The organism is Bifidobacterium sp. ESL0732, from assembly GCF_029395535.1.
Classification (GTDB): Bacteria; Actinomycetota; Actinomycetes; order Actinomycetales; family Bifidobacteriaceae; genus Bifidobacterium.
Genome location: NZ_CP113920.1, coordinates 1,560,294 through 1,585,149, shown reverse-complemented (window position 1 = coordinate 1,585,149; position 24,856 = coordinate 1,560,294). Strand labels below are relative to the sequence as shown.

Here is a 24,856-nt window from a genome sequence, read left to right as displayed (position 1 = left end):
GAAAAGCAATGAGGTTGGCGTGTCTGCCGGCCTTTTTTGTTTGAAGTGCAAGTTTTTGCACAATAACAAAAGGATAGGAGAAATCTTATGAAGAAGAAAGGTCTGGCCCTTGCAGCAGTAGTGTGCTCAGCGGCCATGCTCCTCAGCGCCTGCGGTGGCTCCGGCTCCTCGTCGAGCTCATCGTCCAATGGCGGCGGTAAGAACGTCATTTCGCTGTTTGACACCGAACCCCAGAACCCGCTCATCCCCGGCAACACCAATGAAACCGGCGGCGGCATGGTCCTGCGCGGTCTGTTCTCGCAGCTGGTTCGCTTCGACACCAAGGGCAACCCGGTCGACGACCAGGCCCAGTCCATCAAGCCGAACGCCGATGGCACGCAATACACTGTCAAGCTCAAGCCCGGTCTGAAATTCAGCGACGGCACCCCGATCAAGGCCGAGAACTTCACCAAGGCCTGGAGCTACGTCGCCAATGCGAAGAACGCGCAGAAGTGCTCGTCCTTCTTCTCGACGATCAAGGGCTATGATGACCTGCAGAAGGCTGACGGACTCAAGGGTGACGAACAGCTTTCCGGTCTGAAGGTCGTTGACGACACCACTTTCACCGTCGATCTCAAGTCCCCGGATGCCACCTTCCCGATCAAGGTCGGCTATTCCGGTTTCGCTCCGCTGCCAGCATCCTTCTACAAGGACCCCAAGGGATTCGGCAACGCCCCGGTGGGCAATGGCCCGTACAAGTTCGATTCCTGGAAGCACAACACCGAGATCAAGGTTGTGAAGAACCCGAACTACAAGGGTGACGACAAGCCGCAGAATGACGGCATTACCTTCAAGATCTACACCAAGATGGATGCCGCCTATGCCGATGTGCAGGCTGGCAACCTCGATGCTTTGGATTCCGTGCCTCAGGCCGATCTGAAGACCTTCCAGAAGGATTCCAGCCTTCAGGCCTACAACAAGCCGGGCTCCTCCATCCAGCAGTTCACTATTCCCTCGAACCTCGCCCATTTCCAGGCTGGCACTGAAGAGGGTACGCTGCGTCGCCAGGCCATCTCCATGGCCATCGACCGCAAGGGCATCGTCAGCAAGGTCTTGAATGGCATCGGCGAGCCTGCACACGAGTTCACCGCTCCGGTAATCCCCGGCTATTCCGCCACCCTTAAGGGCAATGAGAACCTCAACTACAACCCGACCAAGGCCAAGGAACTGTGGCAGAAGGCCGACGCCATCTCCAAGGACACCGACCAGTTCACCATCGCCTACAACTCCGATGGTGACGGCAAGCCCGTCTTTGACGCCATCGTCAACTCCATCAATAACGCGCTCGGCTCGCAGGTGGCTGCCACCAACCCGATGCCGACCTTCCAGGAGTTCCGTGACGCCATCAGCAACCGCAAGGTGAAGGGTGCCTTCCGTTCCGGCTGGATGCCTGACTATCCTTCCGCCGAGAACTATCTGGTCCAGAACTTTGCTTCCTCCGCTGCCGACGGCCAAGGCTCCAACGATGGCGACTACAAGAACCCGAAGTTTGACGCCATTATGGATCAGGCCTATGCCGCCAAGTCCGTCGACGAGGCCAACAAGCTCTATCAGCAGGGCCAGGAGATCCTCCTGAACGACCTGCCCGCCATTCCGCTCTACTACAGGGCCAATGACGGTGTCGCCGCCAAGGGCGTCAAGGGCTTCGCCATCGATTGGCAGACCTACCCGACCTTCGTTCAGATGCATAAGTGATGGATTGAAGTTGCCGTACATTGTTCTGACATAACAATGTCGGAACATTGGTAAGAACCGGAGTGGGAAGATGCGAAAGCGTCTTCCCACTTTTGCGCGCTCGGGCTGTTTCCTGTAATCTGGCGTCTTTTGTCGATGTGCTGTTGTTGCACACGAAGTGCGGCGATGAGATTATGTTCGACCGCATCATTTTGCACAATTTAGCCGGAAAGTGTCCGAATAGTGTTCATTGGGGCTTATCGGTAGCTTCAAAGAGGTTCAATGCATCTTGCGGCCGTTTGCCGGGCCGAGTATAAGACTTTCGGCATGATTTGCCGTTGAGACCGATTAGAGATTGAAGGGAAGAAGAGGAATAATGAAGAAACGAATGCTTGCGCTTGCCGCGCTGACATGCTCGCTGGCCATGGTTTTGGCCGGTTGCGGTGCATCGAACACAACGGGGAGCAAAGACGGCAACGAGGTGATCACCGCTTTCGACACCGAACCGCAGAATCTGCTCATTCCCGGCAACACCAACGAGTCCGGCGGCGCCAGGCCGGGCACACTGCTCTTCGCAGGTTTGGTGTCGTTCGACGCCAAGGGCAAGGCTTCCAATGAGGTGGCCCAATCAATCGAGAGCAATGCGAACGCCACCCAATACACCGTCAAGCTCAAGCCGGGCTGGAAGTTCAGCGATGGTACCCCGGTGACGTCGAAATCCTTCACCAAGGCGTGGAGCTATGTGGCCAATGTCAAAAACGCGCAGAAGTGCTCGTCCTTCCTTTCCACCGTTCAAGGCTATGACGATTTGCAGAAAGCCGGAAGTCTGAAGGGAGACGAGCAGCTTTCCGGTCTCAAAGACATCGACGATTCCACTTTCACCGTCACCATGTCGAAGCCGGACGCGACGTTCCCCATCAAGGTCGGCTACCTCGCCTTCGCGCCGTTGCCAGAGTCGTTCTATAAGAACCCGAAGGCCTTCGGCGACGCCCCCGTGGGCAACGGGCCCTACAAGCTGGAGAGCTGGAACCATAACACGGAAATCCGGTTGGTGCGCAACAATCTGTATAAGGGCAACGTCAAGCCGAAGAACAAGGGCGTGACGTTCAAGATCTACACGAAGGTGGACGCGGCCTACGCCGATGTGCAGGGAGGCAATCTTGACGTGCTCGACACGGTGCCCACCGCCGATGCCAAAAGCTTTAAGACCGACCAGAACGTGCAGGCATACAACCAGCCCGGTTCGATCATCCAGATGTTCACGATTCCCTCGAACCTGCCGCATTTCGTGTCGGGTACTGAAGAGGGCACCTTGCGTCGTCAGGCTATTTCCAAGGCCATCGACAGGCAAGGAATCATCGACAAGGTGCTTAACGGCACGGGTACGCAGCCGGTTGATTTCACCTCGCCCAAGACCCCGGGATTCTCAAAGAACCTCAACGGCAAAGACAACCTCGTCTTCAACGCTGCCAAGGCCAAGGAACTGTGGGCCAAAGCCGATGCAATTTCCAAAGACAACGACAAATTCACCATCTCCTATAACTCGGACGGTGGCAACAAGGCGATTTACGACGCCATGGTCAACTCCATCAAGAACACGCTCAGCATCGATGTGGCCGCCGACCCCATGCCGACGTTCCAGGAATTCCGCAATGCCGTCGACAAGCGCAGCATCAAGGGTGGCTTCCGTTCAGGTTGGCAGCCCGACTATCCCTCGGCTGAGAACTATCTGTTCCAGGAATACGATTCCGCCGCGGCACACGGCAGCGGTTCCAACGACGGGGATTACCAGAACCAGAAATTCGATCAGTTGATGGACGACGCCTATGCGGCGCCTTCCACCGATGCCGCCAACGCCATCTACAGCCAATCGCAGGAGATTCTCCTGAACGATCTGCCGACGATTCCCATGTACTATGACAATGCTCACGGTGTGGCTGCCAAGGGAGTCAAGAACCTGGCCATCGACTGGCAGAACCTGCCGGTTTACAGCCAACTGCATAAGTAGCGTTTGGCTTTATTCGTTCCGAAATAGAGCGAAAATCCATGTGAAGGTGATGGTCGGTGTGACATCACCTTCACATTTTTTAAACATTCTTGACTTGTGCCTGCGCTACACTTACAGGCATATGTCTAAAAGCCGAGGGTTATCAGTGCTTTCAAGCTATGTTGGGAATCCCGGGCTTAAGAAAATAAGGAGTTAACCGATGGGCAAGTATCTTCTGCGCCGTATCCTGCAGATGATCCCCGTGGTTCTCGGCACAACATTGTTGGTCTACGCCCTCGTCTTCGCACTTCCCGGTGATCCGGTGAAGGCGATGTTCGGTGACAAGCCGATCAACGCGGCCGTTGCAGCCCAGATCCGCGCAGAATACAACCTTGATAAGCCGTTCATTATTCAGTATCTGCTGTTCCTGAAGAATGCGCTGACACTCAACTTTGGCAATACGTTCTCTGGTCAGCCGGTCATCGACGAAATCGGGCAGGCGTTCCCCGTCACGATCAAGCTGGCGTTGATGGCGTTCGTTTTCGAAGCGGTGTTCGGTGTCATCTTCGGCATCATCTCGGGCCTCAAGAAGGGCAAGTGGTACGATTCCGTCATCCTTATCGTCTCCCTGCTCCTGATTTCTGTGCCAACTTTCGTTACCGGCTTTTTGGCCCAGTACTTCATCGGTGTCAAGTGGCGTCTGCTACCGGTCACCGCGGGCAGCGACCCGGGCTTCCTTGATCTGCTGATGCCGGCCATGGTGCTTGGTTCAGTCTCGATGGCCTATATCATCAGGCTTACACGTTCCGAAGTTTCGTCGAACATCGCCGAGGACTATGTGCGCACCGCACGTGCGAAGGGCATGAGCAACCGCCAGGTCATTGTGCGTCACGTACTGCGTAACTCCCTGATTCCTGTGGTCACCTACCTCGGGCAGGACTTGGGCGCGTTGATGGGCGGCGCGATGATTTCCGAGACCATCTTCAACGTGCACGGCATCGGCTTCCTCACCTACCAGAGCATCCTCAAGGGTGAAAGCAACATGGTGGTCTCCATCGTCACGCTGCTGACCCTGATATTCGTGGTATGCAACCTGGCCGTCGATATGCTCTACGCGGCTCTCGATCCGCGCATCAGGTACGCGTGAGTAGGGGAGGAGACCAAATGAGCGATAAGACAACAGATACAACCATGGCCAATTCCCGTGTACTTCCCGGGCAGGAACGCTACGTCGCCGCCCCGGATGCCGTAAAGTTGCAGGAAGTCGATTCGGTCGACGAGTCGGCACCTGCCACCAGCATGTGGGCTGATGCGTGGAGAACACTGCGCAAGAACCCGCTGTTCATCGTTTCGGCGATACTGATCCTCTGCGTCATCTTCGTGGCGCTGTTCCCAGGTGTCTTCACCCGTCAGAACCCCAACTTCTGCCAGCTGGAGCATTCGCTGGAGAAAGGCGGCCCCGGCCATCCCTTCGGCTATGACACCCAGGGCTGCGATGTGTTCACCCGTACCGTCTACGGCACCCGTACCTCGCTGAGCGTCGGCATCCTGACCACCCTGCTAGTCATGATCGTGGGCTCCTTGATTGGCGCCCTCGCCGGTTTCTTCGGCGGCTGGATTGATGCGGTGCTGAGCCGTTTCACTGATATCTTCATGGCTATCCCGATGCTGCTCGGCGCCATCGTGGTGTTGCAGATGTTCCGTACTTCCGGATCGGTCTGGAAGATCGTGCTTGTGCTGACGTTGTTCGGTTGGACACAGACCGCGCGAATATCGCGAGGTGCGGTGATGGAAACCAAGAATCTTGAGTTCAACACCGCTTCCACGGCGCTGGGTTCGACGCCGTGGCGCAACCTGATGCGGCATATCCTACCCAACTCGATGGCCTCGATTATTGTGGTCACCACCACATCGCTGGGAACCTACATCGTCTCCGAGGCGACGCTGAGCTTCCTTGGTATCGGCTTGCCGACCACCACTGTGAGCTGGGGCGGCGATATCTCCAACGCGCAGACCATCCTGCGCACCGATCCTTCGGTCCTCTTCTACCCGTCGGCCGCGCTGGCCATCACGGTGCTCGCCTTCATCATGATGGGCGATGCCGTCAAGGATGCGCTTGACCCCAAGAGCCGTACGGCGTGAGTGCGGAGGAAAACACGATGAGCGAAATGAATAGCAAGAACGAAAAGAACGACAAACTCTTCGAAATGCAGAAAGAGCAGGGGCCGATTCTTGAGGTCAAGGATCTCAAGGTTGACTTCATCACCGGCGACAAGCATGCGGTGCATGCCGTGCGCGATGCCTCCTTCAACGTCTACCCCGGCCAGTGGGTGGCGATTGTAGGCGAGTCCGGCTCCGGCAAATCCACCTCGGCCATGGCCGTTCTGGGGCTGCTTCCCGGCACCGGCCACGTGGTGGGCGGCTCTATCAAGCTGGAGGGCGAGGAAATCTCCGGTTACACGCGCAAGCAGTACGAGCAGATTCTCGGCGACAAGATGGGTCTGGTCCCGCAGGACCCGATGAGCAACCTGAACCCTGTCTGGCGTATCGGCACCCAGGTGGAAGAAGCCTTGAAGGCCAACCACATGGACATCTCCCACGAGAAGCGCTCGAAGCTGGCCAAGGCGTTGGCCGGCAGCGAGGTGGCCGTCAAAAGCGAGGACGATGAGACCTTCATCGGTTCCAAGGAGCTTCCCGACCTGCTCAAGGCCGCACAAGCCGCGCTTTCCGAGGCTGGTGTGTCTGGCGACAAAACCAAGAAGAAGATGGATTACTTCACCAAGGAATGGGTTCCCGGCTCGGAAACCCGTTGGCGTGTGGCCGATGACCTGATCAAGGCTGGTGTGTCTGATGACAAGGCTTGGGAAATCGCCAAGCAGTATGTACTTGGCAGCACCATGACCGATCGTATCTCTGGTCTTCTGGAGGAGGCTGGACTTCCTGACGCGGCCACCCGTGCCCGCCAGTATCCGCACGAATTCTCCGGCGGCATGTTGCAGCGTGCCCTGATTGCCATTGGTCTGGCCTGCCGCCCTGACCTGTTGATTGCTGACGAGCCCACCAGCGCTCTCGACGTAACGGTGCAGAAGAGGATTCTCGACCACTTGCACGCCTTGACCGACGAGTTGGGGACTGCAGTGCTTTTCATCACCCACGATCTGGGACTGGCCGCCGAACGCGCCCAGCAGATCGTCGTGATGTACAAGGGGCAGGTCGTCGAATCCGGTCCGTCGCTTGAGGTACTCCAGCACCCGCAGCATCCCTACACGAAGCGTCTGGTGGCTGCGGCCCCGTCGTTGGCCTCGCAGCGCATCATCTCCGCCAAGGAGCACGGCGAGAACACCGAGTCCCTGATGGAGCATCATGTCAAGGGTGAGGAAACGCTTGAAAAAAGTGAGCACATCATCACGGTGAGCCACTTGACCAAGGAATTTAAGCTCCCGCGTAAGAAAGAGATGTTCAAAGCCGTCGACGATGTGTCGTTCTCTGTCAAGCGTGGTACCACGCTCGCGATTGTGGGTGAATCCGGCTCCGGCAAATCCACCGTGGCCAACATGGTGCTGAAGCTCCTGAAACCGACCAGCGGCACGGTGACCTATGAAGGCAAGGATATCAGCGGCTTTGAAGGCAAGTCGCTGCTGGACTTCCGCAGGCATGTCCAGCCGGTCTTCCAGAACCCGTACGGTTCGCTCGACCCGATGTATTCGATCTATCGCTCCATCGAGGAACCGCTGCGCATCCATGGCATCGGTGACAAGAAGAGCCGTGAGAAGCGCGTGCGTGAGCTGCTCGATTTGGTTGAGATGCCGCAATCGGTGATGCAGCGTTACCCGAACGAGCTTTCCGGTGGCCAGCGTCAGCGTATCGCCGTGGCACGCGCAATGGCGCTGAATCCCGATGTCATCGTCTGTGATGAGGCCGTTTCCGCCTTGGACGTGTTGGTGCAGGATCAGGTGCTGAGGCTCCTGAACGATCTGCAAGCCGAGCGTGGTTTGAGCTACCTCTTCATCACCCATGATCTAGCGGTCGTCCGTCAGATTGCCGATGAGGTCGTGGTGATGCAGAAGGGCAAGCTCGTCGAGCACGCCACCACCGATGAGGTCTTCGACCATCCGCAGAAGCAATACACCAAGGATCTGCTCGACGCGATTCCTGGCGGGCACTTGCAGCTTGGTCTGGACTAATTCTCGGATTAGCCGATAACAATCTGAAGGTTCATTGATCCCGTCACTTAGCGTGGCGGGATTTTCATATTCTGCAAACGAGCGTAGTGTTGTGCGCGCCGCGACCACGCAAGCGTGTATCGTCAGGAACCATGAGCATAACAGTGACTACTTCGAATCTGAACGGTATCCGCGCAGCCAAACGCAAAGGCGTCCTCGACTGGGCCGAGACGAATACTCCCGATATCTGGTGCATGCAGGAGGTGCGCGCCCCACAGGAGGAGATTGACCTGATTTTCGACGACATGGCTAAAGGGTACGAGAAGGCTGGCAAGGTCGGTGCCGCGGACGGGCTTGGCCGCATGGACGAGGTCTGCCGTATCAAGGGCCGGGCCGGTGTCGGGCTGCTTTCGGATCTCAAGATCGAGGAACAGCGTTACGGGCTGATGAATCTCAAAGAAGATGTCGATTCCGGACGTTGGATAGAGGCCGATGTCACCACACCGGAAGGTATGAAACTGACCATTGCCAGTGTCTATGTCCATGCCGGCAACACCGATGATCCCGTGAAGATGACCCAGAAATATCGCTTCCTCGACCGCATGCTTGAACGCATGGGTCAGCTGCGCGACGAGGCTGAAAAAGGAGGACGCCAGGCGTTGTTGTGCGGCGATATGAACATCGCCCACACCCCGCTGGACATCAAGAACGCGAAGGCCAACGAGAAACATTCCGGCTTCCTGCCCGCCGAACGCGCCTACGTTGACAAGTGGCTCGATCCCGCACAATACGGTTTTGTTGACGTGATGCGAAATCTCGCCGGCGACGTGCAGGGTCCCTATACCTGGTGGAGCCAGCGTGGTCGTGCCTTCGACAATAACGTTGGCTGGAGGATTGACTATCAGCTGGCCACTCCGGGACTGGCGCAAAAGGCCGTCTCATTCGATATCGACCGTGCGCCTTCCTACGACACTCGCTGGTCCGACCACGCGCCGTTGAGTGTGGTCTACGAGGTCTAAAACATGAAGGGTGCGCTTCCTGACACACAGGGAGCGCACCCTTCATTGATTGTTAGTGACAACCGATTGGACAGCCGAAACGAATTCAACCTAAGTTACCGTATTGCACTATTTCGATTTGGAATCCTTCGGGATCTTGAATCATGGAGGATTGAAAACCTAGTTGTTCCATAAAACAAGGTTCATTCAGAATCTCGCCTCCTGACTGTCTGACTTTTGCCAGTGTTTGATCGATGTCGTTGACGGCGAACGCCAGATGATGACGTAATTCTTGCTCTTCGTCGTCACTTATGGCGCGGTCGTCAAGATATTCGATGAATTCGAGCATTGCTGGCGTTCCGCTTTCGATATATTGAATGACATGATTGCCCATATTGATTTTCCGGCCAAGGGATAGTCCCAGAACGGAATGGTAGAAATCCGTTTCCGTGGACAATGAGTGAACGACCAAGGAAACGTGGACAAGATGAGTTGCACTGTCGGTTGTCGATTGATTCATGAGTTTCCTCACCTTTTGCCTGTTTGTGTTGACTATTCGATACATCGAGGGATGGCGCAGCGCCGAAGGGCATAATCAGTACGCCATTATTCCGAGCATTGCTTGTTTGAGGCTGTATTGCCCCATGTCTTCAGTCGTAGAGCAGTTTCGCGATGTCCGGGTTGTCGATGTTAGAGCTGTCGTACCAGTGGGAACCGGTATCGGAATTAGATACTTTCTCTCCCTTTGCTGCCTTCACGGCCAATGCCACGGCCTGATAACCCATCTGATAAGGATCCTGAGTAACTGAGCCCAGGAATTCCCCGGCCTTGAGTGCCTTGCGCTGTGAACTTCCGGAATCGAACCCAACAACGAAGATATCTTTGTATTTGCCGGTTTTCTTGTCCAACTCGGTCCCATCGTTCGTCGCGCTGAGCAGGGCGTTGACGCCATCTTGGTTGGCAGAGAAGATGCTTACCAATCCTTGGGTGCCCAATATGGAAGTCGCAGCTGATTGAATATCGGCTTGGCTGGTGGTTGGAGGCACAGTGACCACGACTTTTACTTTTGCGGGCTTAGCGGAATTCTTGGTCCATTTCTCTTGACCGGACACGGAAACAGCTCCGTCCAAATTCGGGAGTTTACTGATTTCCTCTACTGCGGCTTTCACGAACCCGTCGACACGGTTGACAATCGAACCTGAAGTTGAATCCTGTGCGAGGATGGCAACAACCGCCGGTTTCGCCGCGGTTCCGGCTTCCAGCTTAGTCTGCACGTCCTTGTTCTTGACGAGGTTTGTGGCGACATTGGCGCCAGCCTTGTTGTTGTTAGTCGTTGCTGTTGCCACGACCGCCCCTGACTTATCGCCAGGAACGCCTGAATCGAAACCTATGACCGGGATTCCGCTGCTTTTTGCCTGTGCGAGATTGTCTTGTACAGCGTTTGGATCGCATGCTGCCAAAGCTATAGCGCTGGGCTTTTGATTGATTGCGGAGCCAAGTTGCTCAACCTGTTGTGATACGTTACTTTCCGCGTCGGGGCCGTTGGTGGTCAGATCGACCTTGTACTTTGCCGCAGCATCCTTTGCTCCCTTGAATGCAGCCTGATAGAACTGGTTCTGATAGCTTTTGGAGATGATGGTTATCTTGGTCTTTCCGCTACTTGAGGTTGAGTTGTTGTTGCTACCGCAGCCGGTGGTGATGGTTGCACATGCAAGTACTGCGACACTGGCAGCGAGAATCTTCTTTACCTTCATGGTTTCTCCTTGTATTCGATTAACTGTGGGAAACGGTTTCCGTTCTCCACAGTTAAAACTGTGTGTTTTAAAATGCCCGAAAATCATCTTCGTGATTCGAACAGAATGCACCCACATTCAACGGTTATTGGTTAGTACTTCAGTTGTTGCGCCGCAATGGAGCTGTGGGCATGTAGATGGGGAATATAAGCCGGCTCCGACGTGGAGCCGGCTGTTAGTGTTAAAAGCGCGAATTGATTATGATCTTTGCCTCCTTGTCCTGATGACGTCCAAGAGTACGGCCAGAATTACGACGACACCGATGAGGCATTGCTGCCACTGAACCGGAAGGCCCATAGCCAATAAGCCGTTTTTCAGTACGCTGATGACGAAGACGCCGATGAGCGTGCCCCATAGCGAGCCAACGCCTCCAGCGAGGGATACGCCGCCGATGACTGCTGCGGCGATGGCGTACATTTCTTGGCCGTTACCGGTCTGAGGGGTGATTGAGCTGAAGGTGGCCGCGTAGATGACACCTGCAAGACCGCAGAACAGTCCATTGAGCACATAGACTCCCACCTTCCAACGGGCAACGTTGATGCCGGAAAGCTCCGTGGCTTCTTCATTGGAGCCCATGGCATAGGTGTAGCGTCCCAGCTTTGTGCGGTTGAGCAGGAACCAGGCAATGAGGAAGAACACCATGAGCCAGATCGCGCCCATTGGAATATTTCCCCATTTGTAGATCACTTCCTTGAACGCGCCGTCACGTGTGCCTAGGCTCGGCCAGGTCTGCGTTTGTACTTTGGCGATTACGGAGCATAGGCCGAGCGAGATGAACTGCATACCGAGTGTGGCGATGAAGGGAGGTAATCCTAGCACACCAATCAGGATGCCATTGGCCAAGCCAAATGCCAATCCGGTGAGTACCACAATCAGCAAGGCCACGACTACTGGCAAATGCCAAACGTTGTAAGCCACGCCACCGATGAGTGCGGCACCCACCATGACCGTGCCGGACGACAGATCGATGCCACCGGTGATGATTACAAAGGTCGTGCCGATGGCGAGGAAACCAATATAATACGACGAACTCAAGATGCTCAGAGATGTGCCCGTGGTTAGGAAGTTGTTTCCAAAAATCGAGAAGAACACATATAGTATGACCAATGCGGCCAGTGCGACGACTTGCTGCATTGCAGATCCTGATAGGTTCAGACCGAATGGTCGTTTGCGTTCTACTTTGTTTTCAGTCATTGTTGCTCCTTGAATTTTCTCTTTTGGTTGCCAACTTCATAATTGTTTGTTCAGTGGCTTCGCTGATGTCCAGCGAACCAGTGGTGCGTCCTTCGCACATGACCACGACCCTGTCGGAGAGGTGGAGAATTTCGGTAAGGTCGGACGATACGAGAATGATGGATTTTCCTTGTTTGACGAGGTCTTGCATCAGTTCGTAGATTTCGGCTCTGGCTCCGATATCGATACCTCTGGTCGGTTCGTCGAAGATGAAGATTTCGGCATCCCTCAGCAGCCATTTCGCCAAAACGACCTTTTGCTGATTGCCGCCCGATAAGTTCTTAGCCTTCTGATCAATGCTTGGGGTTTTGATGTTCAACAGATCTGTGTAATGCTTGGTGGACTCCCGGCATTTTTTACGATTTACGACGATGCCATTCGACAGTTTGTCATAAGACGGCAGAACGGTGTTGTCCACCACCGACAAATTGGTCACCAAACCATAACGCTTCCGGTCTTCGGACAGATAGGCGATACCGTTCGAGATAGCTTCCCGAGGGTTTTTAAACCGCACCTTCTTACCGTGCAATGTGATGTCGCCTGAACCTTTGGAATCTGAGCCGAAGAGGATTCGCATGGTCTCTGTCCTACCGGCTCCGATGAGCCCTGCAAAACCGAGAATTTCGCCTTTGTGAAGTTCGAATGAGGCTTGCTTGACGTCGGGCGAGTGCAGATTTTGAGCGCTTAGTATGACCTCGGCGTTCTCGGGCACTTCGTTGACGGTTTTCCGTGTGTTGCTCACGTCACGGCCTACCATCATCCTGATGATTTCATCGGTCGTCGCGTCTTCGGTCCTGAGTGTTTTGATGAATTGGCCATCCCGTAACACCGTGATGCGATCAGATATCTCCATTACCTCATCCATACGGTGAGATATGTAAACAACCGCTAGGCCGCGTTCCTTCATCTGTCTGATTTTATTGAGCAGCTCTTCGACCTCGGTTTCGGAAAGCGAAGCGGTAGGTTCGTCAAGGATGAGCACTTTCGTGTTCACGTATGACATCGCACGGGCGATTTCAACCATTTGGGCTTTACCGACGCTAAGATTGCGCAATAACTGATCAGGTTGCACCTCGATGTCATACTCCTTGATCAGTTTTGCCGCTTGGGCTTCTAGCCGTTTATCGGATAAGACGAAATGGTTCGATTCCCGACCAATGAAGATGTTTTGCGCCACCGTCAGGTCGTTGAGCATGTTGAGTTCCTGATGGACAATGGAAACGCCTGCGTCTTGGGCATCTGCGATGTTCTTGAATTCGGCCGGCTTGCCACAGTACTCGTAAGTTCCCTCAAAGTCAGGATAAATTCCAGTCATGATTTTGCATAATGTCGATTTTCCCGCTCCGTTTTCACCCACAAGCGCATGAACCTCGCCGGGGTAAAGTTCGAATTTTACGTCTTTTAGGGCTTGCACCCCGGGAAACGACTTGCTGATGTTCTGCATTGACAGAACTGGTCGTTGATTATCCATATTGCGCTCCAATCTCATCTTTGATGTTGTTCTTCATTGACTAACGCGAATCGATCATCGATTTCAGACAACGTTATCATATTCTTTTTCGATGTCAAATCGTCATATTGAAAAATAGACCGAAGTCCCGTATGATGATTGAAAACATTGGTATGATGCGATTATTTCGACGTTTGATTGATAATTGAAATGTTATCCGCCAACTAATTTCGTCATTTAATACCGATAATTGGAAACGAGTCCACTGGCTCGTTTTTGTTTAGGCGCTCCTATACGCACCTACGCTTTTCGGCAATACGCACTGATACCATGAATACAGACAGTGAAAAGAGTCCGTTTGTGAATAAAACAGATGACCGTGCACGACGGAAACAGGAGAACGGCGATTCGGCCGTTTCCGGGCTTGTGGCACCTAAAAAGAATGTCACCATGCGTCAGGTTGCTGAAAAGGCGGGTGTTGGTTTAAAGACCGTGTCGCGCGTGATTAATCAGGAACATTATGTCACGCAAGAGACTTCTGATCGTGTATGGAAAGCGATTAAAGACCTTCACTATCAAGTCGATGTCCGTGCCAGAAGTCTACGGCGCTCCGACGGACGTACCAACGCGTTCGGGCTAATTATCAGTAGCGTCACCAATCCGTTTGCCGGTCAGGTGCAAAGTAGCATAGAAGATACACTTCGTGTGAAAAACTATACGTTGATTACCGGCAGCTCGCATGAGGATCCGTTGCAAGAGGCGGTTATCTTCAAAGATCTTGTCAGCAGAAGGGTGGATGGGATAATTCTCAGCTCTGCCGACAGCGACCCGCGCAATCTCAAGATGGCCGAATCGTTGAATATTCCTTTGACGTTCATTGACCGCAAACCGGCTGGAGTGCCCGCGGATTATGTCACCAGCGATAATCGTGAAGCGTCGAAATCCGCTACGTTGCGTCTGATCGAACAGGGCCATCGTAGAATCGTGTTGCTGACCGAACGCTTGCATGTGCAAACCGCTATGGAACGCCAATTGGGTTTCAGAGATGCTTTTGTTGATGCCGGTATTCCGTTTAACCAAAAGAGCGTCATTTCTGAATTGGCAAACAAGGAGGAGGCACGCAAGGCAGTTTCTGTATTGCTCAGACAATCCGAGCGGCCAACAGCAATATTCAGTGCACAGAATTTCATCACAATTGGGGCTTTACACGCGCTTTATGAGGCTGGTTTGCAACATGATATCGCACTTATAGGCTTCGACGATTTTGACCTTTTCGATTTACTGGATCCAGGTGTCAGTGTTATTTCGCAAAATTGTGTGGAATTGGGGAAGCAAGCCGCGCAACTGATGCTTAATAAAGTCAATTCCACGGATTCGACTGTTAAATCCATTGTCATACCCACCACGTTTATTGCGCGAGGTAGCGGCGAAATCCCGCCAAAGCCGCAGGTCTGAAAGGCAATGACTGGTTTGGTTCCCATTTGGTGTTTTGCCTATGATTCCTGATCTTTTGATAGCGTTTTGTTGTCGGTTATATGACCGTTGCCTTCGTATTTGGCCGTAAAAATCATTAAAGGAATTCGGCACGGCTTTTGCGACTGCGCCCGGTGATAGGCTTGAACCATCATTTTAGGTTTTGAAACGAGGAACTATGGGATTGTTCGGATTCGGCAAAAAGAAGCACGATGACGAGGACGAGGCCAAGGCAAAAGAGGTCGAGGCAAAAGACGAGGCCATTGATTCGGCAGCCGATGATAGCAGTGCTGATAGCGGTGCGGCCGCTGCAAAAGATAGTGAAAACGCGGAATCCGAGAATACCGAAGCGGATTCTGAGAACGAAGATACCGAAGCGGCCGATGAATACAAGGTTCCCGACGAGCCGAGTGAGACCTACCCCGAACGTGGCGAGTTGTACGGGCCATGGGACATTGACGAGGAGGAAGCGCCGAATTACGATGACTACCTCGATATGGGCGCCTACTATCTGCCGTTCCTGCAAGGCATCGAGCTGAGGGTCAAGGCCAACCGCGCCAGCGGTCAGGTACTCGGCTGCACCATCTCCTACAAGGCCTCCAGCCTTGAGATCGAGGCGCTCGCAGCTCCCAAGACTTTGAGCCTGTGGGACGGGGTGAGCGAGGATTTGCTCGCTGCCAATCCCAAGGCCAGTAAGGAACCGGGCATTTTCGGTACCGAGATAAAGTTGCCGGTCGTTGTGAAGGGCGGCAAGAAACTCATCACCCGCATCGTCGGCGTCGACGGCCCCCGCTGGATGCTTCGCGGCATCTTCTCCGGTCGCGCCGCCACCCATCCGGAAAGCCCTGAGACCAAGACTTTGAATCAGTTCTTTTCGGATATCGTCGTCGACCGCGGTGAGGAACCGCTGGCCCCACGCGACCTGATTCCGATGCATGCCCCGGTCTCGCCCGAGGAGCGTCGCAAGGCCAACGAAGCCGCGGCGAAGGCCGACAAGGATAGCAAAGACCACAAGATTCCCAAGCGCATCAAAGGCCCGTTCGTCGCCGACCAGCAGACCGAGGTGCAGACCACCATTTCACGTGGCCCGATGTTCTCGGAATTGCGCTGATTTGCTTGCTCTTCGATTCGCCGGTTTGCCTTTGGGGGCTGACCGGCGAATCATGTACCGGCATGAGATGATTTGAGATAATAAACCACTTCAAACAGAACAGGACAACATGGCCGACACCAAAAAACGTCAAGGATTCGCAGCGCTGGCGGCAGCCGGAAACGGCGAGGATTTTTCAGTCATTGACGCCATTGGTGGCATTCGTGGCGTCGTCGAATCCATGTTGCCGGGTTTCGTGTTCGTGGTCATGTTCGTCATCACTTCGGACCTCAAGATGACCATCATCGTTTCGGCGGTGCTGGCCGTGCTGCTGGTCGTCGTGCGTCTCATCCAACACCAGACTGTGCTGGGCGCGTTGGCCGGGCTGATTTCCATCGCCATCTGCCTTATTTGGGCGTGGAACACACACGAGGCCCGCAACTATTACATGTACGGATTCCTCACCAACAGCATCTATATCGTGGTTCTCGCCATCACACTTGCCATCCGCGTGCCCGGGGTCGGTTTTCTGGTAGAGTTCATCCGGTCCCTGCCTACCGAACACTTCCGTGCTTGGCTGGCCGATTGGCGTGGCGACAGGAAACTCATGCGTGCCTACGACATCGTCACGGCCATGTGGATCGGAGTGTTCGCCCTGCGGTTGGTGGTGCAGGTGCCGCTTTACCTCACCAATCACGTCACTTGGTTGGGTACGACAAGGCTTTTGATGGGTCTGCCGTTCTGGGCATTGGCGATTTGGGTTTCGTATCTGCTGATTGCCGACCCGATGAGGCATCATCCCAAGTTCAAATCGGAAGATGATGAGGATGAGCAAGCCGAAAATGGCGAGGGTACTGGCATTGACAATGGCGGTGCCGTCGAAGATGATGTGAATACCGCGAAAGCTACGGACGAGGGTCAACGATAGACTGATACCCCAGTCAAAGGGATATGCCGGTTTCGATAAATCAAGGATATCGGCCGCAAGATGCCCTACAAAATGAACGATAAAGTGCGGGACCTGACATCCGTCCGCGCGGAAAATGAATGTTAGAAGCAGAGGTCAACATGCAAACCACAGTACGTATCGAGCGTTACGCCGACCAGGGGCGTTGTGTCGCCCATATCGACGCGCGGGTGGTTTTCGTGCGTTTCGCGCTGCCCGGCGAGCTGGACACCATCGAGCTCGATGAGCCGCACAATCGAGACGACCGTTTCTGGACCGGCGAGGTCATCGAGGTCGTGGAGGCTTCGGAAGACCGTGTTGAACCGCTTTGGCCATTGGCTGGGCCACTTGCTCAAGGCGGGGGAGTCGGCGGTGCCGATTTGATTCACGTCTCGCTGCCGGGTCAGATCAAATGGAAGTCCGCGGTCATCACCGACCAGATGCGACGCATGGGTCATCTCGACATCGATGACGTGCCAGTCGCCCGCATGGACGGCGACGTGGACGAAAAAGGCCTGCACTGGCGAACCCGCATCGAACTGATCGCCGACGAAGACGGTCGCGTCTCCATGCGCCGCCGCGCTTCGCATACACGCGTGCGTATCGACACGATGCCGCTCGCCACCCGTGCCTTGCTCGCCGTCGCCCGTGACCAGAAACTCTGGGACGAACAGTTCGAGCCCGGTGCCAAAATCCGTGTTGCCGTACCCGAGCCTCGCGATATCCATACTTCCCGTGCGCCAAACAAGGCCTTGCTTGAGGCCGTCGGCGACAACTTTGCCGTCACGGTTGACGGTCATCTCCACGCCGGACAAAAACGACTCAAAGAAGTCGTGGACGTGGACGGCAAACGCTACAAATACGGTGTCGAGGCCGACGGGTTCTGGCAGGTTCATCGCTTGGCCCCACCCACGCTAGTCAAATATGTCATGCGTCTGGTGAGCCAGGAGCTTTCCGGTGTGCAGTCCGCCACGCTCTGGGATCTCTTCTCTGGCTCCGGCCTTTTCACAGTTCCGCTGGCCAAGACCTTCAGTCACACCAAGATGCTGTCGGTGGAGGGCGGTCGTATGGCCGTGCGCAACGCCGAACGCAACCTGCATATCGCCAAGGACGCCAACGTCACCGTGATGCAGGGCGACGTTGCGCACTGCCTGCGTAGGGTTCCGGAAGAACTGGTTAATCCCAACGTTGTCGTGCTCGATCCGCCGCGTGCCGGAGCCAAGGCGCAAGTCTGCCGCCAGCTTGCCGAGGCCGGAACACACGCCATCATCTATATTGCCTGCGACCCGACCAGCCTTGCTCGCGACACCGCTACTCTGACCAAGCTCGGTTACACCCTGAAATCGATTCAGGCCTTCGACATCTACCCAATGACCCACCATGTCGAAACTGTGGCGCTCTTCGTGCGCGACGGCGAATGAAGTAGGCGGTTGCGATGCGCCGGGGATTGTCAATCGTGCTGAGTGTCTGTATAGCATTGTCGGCGATGCCGGCGCTCGCTTCTTGCGCCCCGAAGAATGCCGCAGTGGGGGATACCACTTCCGTTTCCCGACATATCAACCATGATAGTGTCGACAAATCCGACCTCCTTATCGGCGTCGTCACCACAGGTGACGAAGACCTCGACCATACGGTGCTTGATGCTTTCGGCAAAGTCGATATCAAGGCCGTGTATGCCCCTATGCCCGACGGAACCACAACGCTCAATCCGACCCAATCGTTCAAAGACATGACCCGCAGGCCCGTCAGCGCATTCGTGGTGAGCAGTCTCAATATGCAAAACAGCCAAGCTGACGGTTGGCCCGAGGCGTTGCAAACCGCGAGGGATGCCGGTATCCCAGTGATATTGGTCAACCCGGTGGACCCTCCGAAAGACGTGAATTTGTATGCCGAATCGTTGCGGATAGTGGCTTCGCCTGACGCCAAGCGTGTGATTCCGTTTGACCAGGCCGTCCAAGCAGCGATCAATGACAATCCTCACGACAAGACAATCAGCGTGACGTTACCATAAATATGCGGCGCAGGCCCAACGCGAACGCGGCTGAAACGATAGAGTGCACAACATATACTTTAACAAGGAAAAGCCGCCTGAGGGGTTTAAGATGGCGGCGGGTGAGCAATAGGAATCGCATCAGTGGCTGAGAATCTGCGTATGGGATGGATAAGGCGCTGGTAAGGGGCAATCAATGAGTGCAACCGGAATTTTTGGGAAGAATGACGGCCAGGGTGCGGCCGAGACGTCCGTGAACGGGCAAGGTGGCAATGGTCATGGCAACAAAGATGCGCAACAAGGCGCGTCCACGGTTCGTCTTCCCCAGATTTCGGAAGTAGGACTCACACAAGCCGAAGTCGCCGAGCAGGTCCAGCAGGGCAACGTCAACAAGGTTGACACCGAAAGCTCGCGCTCGCTGGGGCAGATCATCCGCGAGAACGTCTTTACGCTCTTCAACGCCATCATTTTCGTGGCCATGGTCTTGGTGCTTTTGACCGGGCAGTGGAAGGACGCCGTTTTCGGGCTCGTTATCATCATCAATTCTGGCATCGGCGTTTTCACTGAAATGCGGGCCAAACACACGCTTGACAAGCTTTCCATTCTGGTCGCCTCGAAATCGTTGGTAAGGCGTGACGGACGGGATGTCGAAATCGAGCATGAGGACATCGTGCTCGGCGATTTGCTTTGGCTTCGTAGCGGTGAGCAGGTGCCCGCCGACGCCACCATCGTGCATACGTGGGGACTTGAGCTCGACGAATCGATGCTTACCGGCGAATCCCGCACGGTCAAAAAAGGCGAAGAGGCCGAGGTCTATTCCGGTTCCAACGCGACTTCCGGCATGGCGCTGGTACGCGTCGACGCGGTGGGTGAGCACGGTTACGCCGCGAAGCTCACGGCCAAGGCCAAGGTCTACAAGAAGACCGTCTCCGATTTGAGCAAGGGCATCAACACCATTCTCAAAGTGATGACCGTCATCGTCATTCCGCTCTGTATTTTGCTCGTTGCCTCCCAGATTCGTACCGTCGGCGGCTGGCAGGTCGCCTTCTCCACCGGAGCGTGGCGTTCGGCCATCGTTTCGGCCGTAGCCGGCGTGGTCGGCATGATTCCCGAGGGCCTGGTGCTGCTGACCTCGCTGAATTTCGCCATCGCTGCAATGCGTCTGGCACGTCAGCACACGCTGGTTCAGGAACTGGAAAGCGTCGAAACACTCGCTCGCGTCGACGCTCTGAATCTTGATAAGACCGGCACCGTTACCGACGGTGGCATCGTCTTCAATCAGGTCGTGATGCTCGGCGAGACTGATGTGGCAAGTCAGGTCGCCGATGCCGATATCGTCGTGGATGCGCCGTCTGGGCAAAACGCCGTACACGCCAGCGTGACCGTCGGCACCACCGACGACGAAAAGGCCGCGGCGGTGCAGGCGTTGTATGACCTCTCCAATGAGGAGAACCCCAACGGCACGGGGGAGGCGGTACTTAAGGCCTTGAATGCCAAGGGTGTCCATGCCCAGGCCGTCGATGCTCGCGTGCCTTTCTCGTCGGCCCGCAAATGGAGCGCCATCGTGCGTGGCGGTGACGTCTGGTATCTGGGTGCACCGGAAATGCTGTTCAGCGGCTTTGAAGGCGACAGCACGGCTGCCAAAAATATGGTGGCCAAGTATGCCAATCAAGGCATGCGTGTACTGCTGATTGCCCGAGCAACCAGTGCTTGTAATACGTCCGAGGCCACAACCAACTTTTCCAACGATCCGCGTCTGATTTCCGCTTCCGTGCCGGTTGCGTTGGTGTTGTGCCAAGAGCACATCCGCGATGACGCCGAGGAAACGCTGGAATGGTTCCGCGAGCAGGGCGTGCGTTGCCGCATCATCTCCGGAGACAGCCCAGCTACCGTCGGCGCCATCGCCAGAACCGTTCGCCTGACCGGAGACCGCGAGCCGGTGGCGATGGATGCCCGCGAACTGCCTAGTGATGTCAAGAAACTTTCCGTCGTCATGGAAAACGTCGACGTGCTCGGCCGTGTGTTGCCCGAGCAGAAGAAAGCCATCGTCGACGCGCTGCACGAAAGCAAGCACGTCGTGGCCATGACCGGTGATGGTGTCAATGACGCGCTCGCCTTGAAAGAGGCCGATTTGGGCATCGCCATGGGCAACGCCGCGCCTGCCACCAAGGCCGTCGCCCAGGTCGTGCTGGTCGATTCCAAATTCTCCCATCTGCCCAGCGTTGTGGCCCGCGGCCGTCAGGTCATGGCCAACATGGAGCGCGTCTCTTCGCTCTTCCTGGTCAAAACCGTCTATTCCGCGCTCATCTCGCTCGGCGTGGTCTGCACGTTCATTCCCTTCCCGTATCTGCCACGCCACATCACCTACATCGGTGCGTTGACCATCGGCATGCCGGCTTTCATCCTCGCGCTTGCGCCGAACAGCCGGCGCTATATTCCGGGATTCTTGGGGCGCGTGGTGCGTTTCGCTTTGCCGGGCGGTATAGCGGTGGCGCTTTCCGTGTTGCTCACTATGTGGACCTTGCCGGGCTTCATGAATTGGAATCTTTCCAATCCGGGTGATTTGCTGAAGCTGCGTGATATTTGCGCCATCGTCGTCTTCGTGTTGGGTATCTTGGTGATGGCCCGCGTAGCCCAGCCGTTGAAATCATGGCGTGGCGTGTTGGTGGCCGCGTTCGCAGCGGCAGGACTGATTGGCATGTTTATCCCGATTGTCTCGAATTTCTTCGAGCTTCAGTTCCCGACCGGTTGGACGTTGGTCGCTACCATCATCGTGTTGGCCCTTTCCGTCGTTATCTTTGCTGGTATTCAGACCATCGCTGACCTTTTTGGACGTCTTTACTCGAGCGTCGTCAACCGCAAGAAGAACAAGTAGGTTCGCGTTTAGAGAACGTCTTTCGATAACACAGGTCAGGCATCCTTGCAATCCGGGGAGGAATCAGGCCTGTGTTTTGTATGTCACGACATATTGACATACAGACTAATAATAATTACTTATCTACGATTGAATGCTTGGTGGGATTTGGTTTCATATTTGTGGGTCTCACATAGTGAATTGACGATTTTCGTTGATTTCCAAGGGTTTTACCTCGCAATTATTGTGGAATCAAGAAGAAAAACGGATTTATTAACGTTTCCGACTTTCGATTGACCGATAATAAAAAGAACGTATCTTTACAACGTTCGGAGGGTTTCAATGTCATTGCGCGACGAGCAGCTGAGCACATTGCGGGTCGGAGGCAAGGAAGTCGATTATTACCGGATCTCGGATTTGCGGGGCATCGAGCACTTGCCGTATTCGTTGAAGGTCTTGGTTGAAAATCTGCTACGCCGTGTCGACGGGGTCAACGTCACCGAAGACCAGGTTCGCGAGCTGCTCGATTGGGATCCGAATGCCGAGCCGAGCCACGAGATCGAATTCGGGCCCTCACGCGTGCTGATGCAGGACTTTACCGGCGTGCCATGCATCGTCGACCTGGCTACCATGCGTGATGCTGTGGCGGATCTGGGCGGCGATCCTGAGGTCATCAACCCGCAGGTCGAGGCCGACATGGTCATCGATCACTCTGTGCAGATTGATAACTATGGAGTCGCCGATGCCGTGGCGCGCAACATGGACCGAGAATACCATCGCAACGGCGAACGTTATCGTTTCCTGCGCTGGGGTCAGCAAGCGTTCAAGAACTTCCGCGTGGTGCCGCCGGGGACCGGCATCATCCATCAGGTCAACATCGAATATCTTGCAAAAATCGTCATGAGCAAACCAGGAGAGCGTGGCCGTGACCTCGCCTATCTTGACTCCTGCGTAGGCACCGATTCCCACACCACCATGGTCGGCGGACTGGGCGTGCTCGGCTGGGGTGTCGGCGGCATCGAGGCCGAGGCGGCCATGTTAGGCCAGCCCATCTCCATGCTCGTCCCGCGCGTGGTTGGCTTTAAGCTCATCGGCTCGATTCCCGAGGGCGTCACTGCCACCGACGTGGTCCTCACCATCACCCAGATGCTGCGCGAGCATGGCGTGGTCGGCAAGTTCGTCGAATTCTACGGCGACGGCGTCGCTTCCGTGCCGCTGGCCAACCGTGCCACCATCGGCAATATGAGCCCCGAATTCGGCTCGACCTGCGGCATCTTCCCAATCGATCAGGTCACGCTGGATTACCTGCGCCTCACCGGACGCAGCGACGAGCAAATCGAGCTAGTCGAAGCCTATGCCAAGGCCAATCGACTCTGGGGAGACACAAGTGACCCTGATTATGTGGAGCCGGAATATTCCGAATATATGGAACTCGATCTCGGAACGGTTGTCCCTTCGATTGCCGGCCCTAAGCGTCCGCAGGACCGAATCAGGCTCGACGAGGCCAAGGAGACGTTCGAGAAAACGCTGCCGGACTATGAGACGTCGAAGACCTGTCAGAACCCGGTGCCGGTACACACCGATTTCCGCGGTGACTTTGAGATCACGAACGGCGATGTTGCCATCGCTTCCATCACCAGTTGCACCAATACCTCAAATCCCTCAGTGATGATCGCTGCTGGGCTGCTCGCCCGAGCTGCCCGAGCCCACGGTCTCAAGCCCAAGCCGTGGGTCAAAACATCGCTGGCTCCAGGCTCGCAGGTCGTGGCCGACTACCTCAAGAAAGCCGGTCTGCAGGAGGATCTGGACGCATTGGGTTATGAGCTGGTCGGCTTCGGCTGCACCACTTGTATCGGCAACTCCGGACCGCTGCTGCCCGAGATCTCCAAGGCCGTCAACGACAATGACCTGACGATGACTTCGGTACTTTCCGGCAACCGCAACTTCGAAGGCCGCATCAGCCCTGACGTCAAGATGAACTACCTGGCCTCGCCGCCACTGGTCATCGCCTACGCCATTGCCGGCACTCTCGATTTCGACTTTGAAACCCAGCCGCTGGGCACAGATGCCAAAACCGGCCGCGAAATCTTCCTGCGCGATATTTGGCCAAGCAATGAGGAAATCGACAAGGTCGTTTCGGCATCCGTCAACCGTGAGATGTTCGTGCGCGATTACGCCGACGTCTTCGAAGGTGACGAGCGTTGGAAATCTCTTGACGTACCGACCGGTGAGCGTTTTGCGTGGGATCCGGACTCCACTTACGTACGTCGCCAGATTTTCTTCGATGGCATGAGTGCCAAACCGCAACCGGTTGAGGATGTGCGCGGCGCTCGCGTTTTAGCCTTGCTTGGCGACTCCGTGACCACCGACCACATCTCGCCGGCCGGTGCGTTCCCTGCCTCGAGCCCTGCAGGCAAGTACCTGATGGACCACGGCATCGAGCCGAAAGATTTCAATTCTTATGGTTCCCGTCGCGGCAACCACGAGGTCATGGTGCGTGGCACGTTCGGCAATATCCGTCTGCGCAACCAGTTGCTCGCCTCGGTGGGCGAAGAGGTACGTCCGGGTGGGTTCACCTACGATTTCACCGTCGGCAAGCCCTCGACAATCTTCGATGCATCGCTCGATTACCGCAAGGCCGGCACCCCGTTGGTCGTGTTGGCAGGCAGTGAATACGGCACCGGCTCTTCGCGAGACTGGGCGGCCAAAGGCACGCTGATGCTCGGCGTCAAGGTCGTCATCGCCCGCAGTTTCGAGCGCATCCATCGCTCTAACCTTATCGGTATGGGCGTGCTTCCTCTGCAGTTCCCCGAAGGCCAATCGGCCGAGTCGCTGGGTCTCGATGGTACGGAAACCTACGATTTCCAAGGTGTTGAGGCTCTCAACAATGGCGTGATTCCCAAGACTGTCCATGTCGTCGCCACTAAGCCGGCGTCTGACGGCAAGTCGGCGAAGACCACGCAATTCGACGCGGCCGTTCGTATCGATACCCCCGGCGAGTCCGAGTACTACCGCAACGGCGGCATTCTCCAGTATGTCCTGCGTCGGTTGATGAAGTAGAGGCTGGAGTTCGACGGTGACTGTGGTTGGAAACACTCGGTAGATAACAAATCGGGGATGGCAGAAATCATCTGTCATCCCCGATCGAGTATGCGCTACAGGCCTA

Annotated in this window: 17 protein-coding genes; 13 read left to right on the top strand and 4 right to left on the bottom strand. The window is 55.5% G+C overall.

Features of this window, described 5'->3' with window-relative positions; all coding sequences use genetic code 11:
* Positions 1–87: 87 nt before the first annotated feature.
* From OZX70_RS06145 to OZX70_RS06120, 6 genes are all read left to right on the top strand, one after another.
* On the top strand, positions 88–1,734 hold the full coding sequence (locus tag OZX70_RS06145) for an ABC transporter substrate-binding protein (protein ID WP_277179936.1): 1,647 nt from the start codon (positions 88–90) through the stop codon (positions 1,732–1,734).
* A 355-nt stretch (positions 1,735–2,089) separates the two neighbouring features.
* A complete protein-coding gene (locus OZX70_RS06140) occupies positions 2,090–3,721 on the top strand; it encodes an ABC transporter substrate-binding protein (RefSeq protein ID WP_277179934.1) in 1,632 nt (543 codons plus the stop codon).
* A 199-nt stretch (positions 3,722–3,920) separates the two neighbouring features.
* Positions 3,921–4,847 carry an ABC transporter permease gene (locus OZX70_RS06135; RefSeq protein ID WP_277179933.1) on the top strand — a complete coding sequence of 309 codons (927 nt, stop codon included), beginning with the start codon at positions 3,921–3,923 and terminating at the stop codon, positions 4,845–4,847.
* A gap of 17 nt (positions 4,848–4,864) precedes the next feature.
* Positions 4,865–5,842, top strand: coding sequence for an ABC transporter permease (locus OZX70_RS06130; protein WP_277179931.1), 978 nt, complete (start codon positions 4,865–4,867; stop codon positions 5,840–5,842).
* Between the two features lie 17 nt (positions 5,843–5,859).
* Complete coding sequence (locus OZX70_RS06125; RefSeq protein ID WP_277179929.1) at positions 5,860–7,884, top strand: ABC transporter ATP-binding protein; 2,025 nt, start codon at positions 5,860–5,862, stop codon at positions 7,882–7,884.
* Between the two features lie 131 nt (positions 7,885–8,015).
* Complete coding sequence (locus tag OZX70_RS06120; protein WP_277179927.1) at positions 8,016–8,882, top strand: exodeoxyribonuclease III; 867 nt, start codon at positions 8,016–8,018, stop codon at positions 8,880–8,882.
* A gap of 85 nt (positions 8,883–8,967) precedes the next feature.
* Here OZX70_RS06120 and OZX70_RS06115 read toward each other — a convergent pair whose 3' ends face one another.
* The 4 genes from OZX70_RS06115 to OZX70_RS06100 all read right to left on the bottom strand — a co-directional run bounded on the left by OZX70_RS06115 (position 8,968) and on the right by OZX70_RS06100 (position 13,358).
* The gene (locus OZX70_RS06115; protein ID WP_277179925.1) at positions 8,968–9,381 is read right to left on the bottom strand and encodes a VOC family protein; all 414 of its coding nucleotides are present in this window, start codon (positions 9,379–9,381) and stop codon (positions 8,968–8,970) included.
* Between the two features lie 130 nt (positions 9,382–9,511).
* On the bottom strand, positions 9,512–10,615 hold the full coding sequence (locus tag OZX70_RS06110; protein WP_277179923.1) for a substrate-binding domain-containing protein: 1,104 nt from the start codon (positions 10,613–10,615) through the stop codon (positions 9,512–9,514).
* Between the two features lie 237 nt (positions 10,616–10,852).
* Complete coding sequence (locus tag OZX70_RS06105) at positions 10,853–11,848, bottom strand: ABC transporter permease (RefSeq protein WP_277179921.1); 996 nt, start codon at positions 11,846–11,848, stop codon at positions 10,853–10,855.
* Positions 11,841–13,358 carry a sugar ABC transporter ATP-binding protein gene (locus OZX70_RS06100; RefSeq protein WP_277179919.1) on the bottom strand — a complete coding sequence of 506 codons (1,518 nt, stop codon included), beginning with the start codon at positions 13,356–13,358 and terminating at the stop codon, positions 11,841–11,843. The genes OZX70_RS06105 and OZX70_RS06100 overlap by 8 nt, the downstream gene beginning before the upstream one ends.
* 339 nt (positions 13,359–13,697) lie before the next feature.
* Between OZX70_RS06100 and OZX70_RS06095 the strand changes: the two genes are divergently transcribed.
* The 7 genes from OZX70_RS06095 to acnA all read left to right on the top strand — a co-directional run bounded on the left by OZX70_RS06095 (position 13,698) and on the right by acnA (position 24,750).
* Positions 13,698–14,792: a LacI family DNA-binding transcriptional regulator gene (locus OZX70_RS06095; RefSeq protein WP_277179916.1), complete on the top strand. Its 1,095-nt coding sequence runs from the start codon at positions 13,698–13,700 to the stop codon at positions 14,790–14,792.
* 196 nt (positions 14,793–14,988) lie between these two features.
* Positions 14,989–15,921 carry a DUF3710 domain-containing protein gene (locus tag OZX70_RS06090; RefSeq protein ID WP_277179914.1) on the top strand — a complete coding sequence of 311 codons (933 nt, stop codon included), beginning with the start codon at positions 14,989–14,991 and terminating at the stop codon, positions 15,919–15,921.
* 109 nt (positions 15,922–16,030) lie between these two features.
* Positions 16,031–16,828: a DUF3159 domain-containing protein gene (locus OZX70_RS06085; protein WP_277179912.1), complete on the top strand. Its 798-nt coding sequence runs from the start codon at positions 16,031–16,033 to the stop codon at positions 16,826–16,828.
* Between the two features lie 140 nt (positions 16,829–16,968).
* Positions 16,969–18,267, top strand: coding sequence for an RNA methyltransferase (locus tag OZX70_RS06080; protein WP_277179910.1), 1,299 nt, complete (start codon positions 16,969–16,971; stop codon positions 18,265–18,267).
* A 14-nt stretch (positions 18,268–18,281) separates the two neighbouring features.
* Positions 18,282–18,857: a hypothetical protein gene (locus tag OZX70_RS06075; RefSeq protein ID WP_277179908.1), complete on the top strand. Its 576-nt coding sequence runs from the start codon at positions 18,282–18,284 to the stop codon at positions 18,855–18,857.
* Between the two features lie 175 nt (positions 18,858–19,032).
* A complete protein-coding gene (locus OZX70_RS06070; protein ID WP_277179906.1) occupies positions 19,033–21,711 on the top strand; it encodes an HAD-IC family P-type ATPase in 2,679 nt (892 codons plus the stop codon).
* 321 nt (positions 21,712–22,032) lie between these two features.
* Positions 22,033–24,750, top strand: coding sequence for an aconitate hydratase AcnA (acnA, locus tag OZX70_RS06065; protein WP_277179904.1), 2,718 nt, complete (start codon positions 22,033–22,035; stop codon positions 24,748–24,750).
* Positions 24,751–24,856 lie beyond the last annotated feature (106 nt).

Bases quoted from the DNA above. Each gene is read 5' to 3' on its own strand.
- OZX70_RS06130 (WP_277179931.1), top strand. From the start codon at position 4,865: ATGAGCGATAAGACAACAGATACAACCATGGCCAATTCCCGTGTACTT.
- OZX70_RS06125 (WP_277179929.1), top strand. From the start codon at position 5,860: ATGAGCGAAATGAATAGCAAGAACGAAAAGAACGACAAACTCTTCGAA.
- OZX70_RS06115 (WP_277179925.1), bottom strand. From the start codon at position 9,381: ATGAATCAATCGACAACCGACAGTGCAACTCATCTTGTCCACGTTTCC.
- OZX70_RS06140 (WP_277179934.1), top strand. From the start codon at position 2,090: ATGAAGAAACGAATGCTTGCGCTTGCCGCGCTGACATGCTCGCTGGCC.
- OZX70_RS06135 (WP_277179933.1), top strand. From the start codon at position 3,921: ATGGGCAAGTATCTTCTGCGCCGTATCCTGCAGATGATCCCCGTGGTT.
- OZX70_RS06085 (WP_277179912.1), top strand. From the start codon at position 16,031: ATGGCCGACACCAAAAAACGTCAAGGATTCGCAGCGCTGGCGGCAGCC.
- OZX70_RS06145 (WP_277179936.1), top strand. From the start codon at position 88: ATGAAGAAGAAAGGTCTGGCCCTTGCAGCAGTAGTGTGCTCAGCGGCC.
- OZX70_RS06110 (WP_277179923.1), bottom strand. From the start codon at position 10,615: ATGAAGGTAAAGAAGATTCTCGCTGCCAGTGTCGCAGTACTTGCATGT.
- OZX70_RS06090 (WP_277179914.1), top strand. From the start codon at position 14,989: ATGGGATTGTTCGGATTCGGCAAAAAGAAGCACGATGACGAGGACGAG.
- OZX70_RS06105 (WP_277179921.1), bottom strand. From the start codon at position 11,848: ATGACTGAAAACAAAGTAGAACGCAAACGACCATTCGGTCTGAACCTA.
- acnA (WP_277179904.1), top strand. From the start codon at position 22,033: ATGTCATTGCGCGACGAGCAGCTGAGCACATTGCGGGTCGGAGGCAAG.
- OZX70_RS06075 (WP_277179908.1), top strand. From the start codon at position 18,282: ATGCGCCGGGGATTGTCAATCGTGCTGAGTGTCTGTATAGCATTGTCG.
- OZX70_RS06070 (WP_277179906.1), top strand. From the start codon at position 19,033: ATGAGTGCAACCGGAATTTTTGGGAAGAATGACGGCCAGGGTGCGGCC.
- OZX70_RS06100 (WP_277179919.1), bottom strand. From the start codon at position 13,358: ATGGATAATCAACGACCAGTTCTGTCAATGCAGAACATCAGCAAGTCG.
- OZX70_RS06120 (WP_277179927.1), top strand. From the start codon at position 8,016: ATGAGCATAACAGTGACTACTTCGAATCTGAACGGTATCCGCGCAGCC.
- OZX70_RS06080 (WP_277179910.1), top strand. From the start codon at position 16,969: ATGCAAACCACAGTACGTATCGAGCGTTACGCCGACCAGGGGCGTTGT.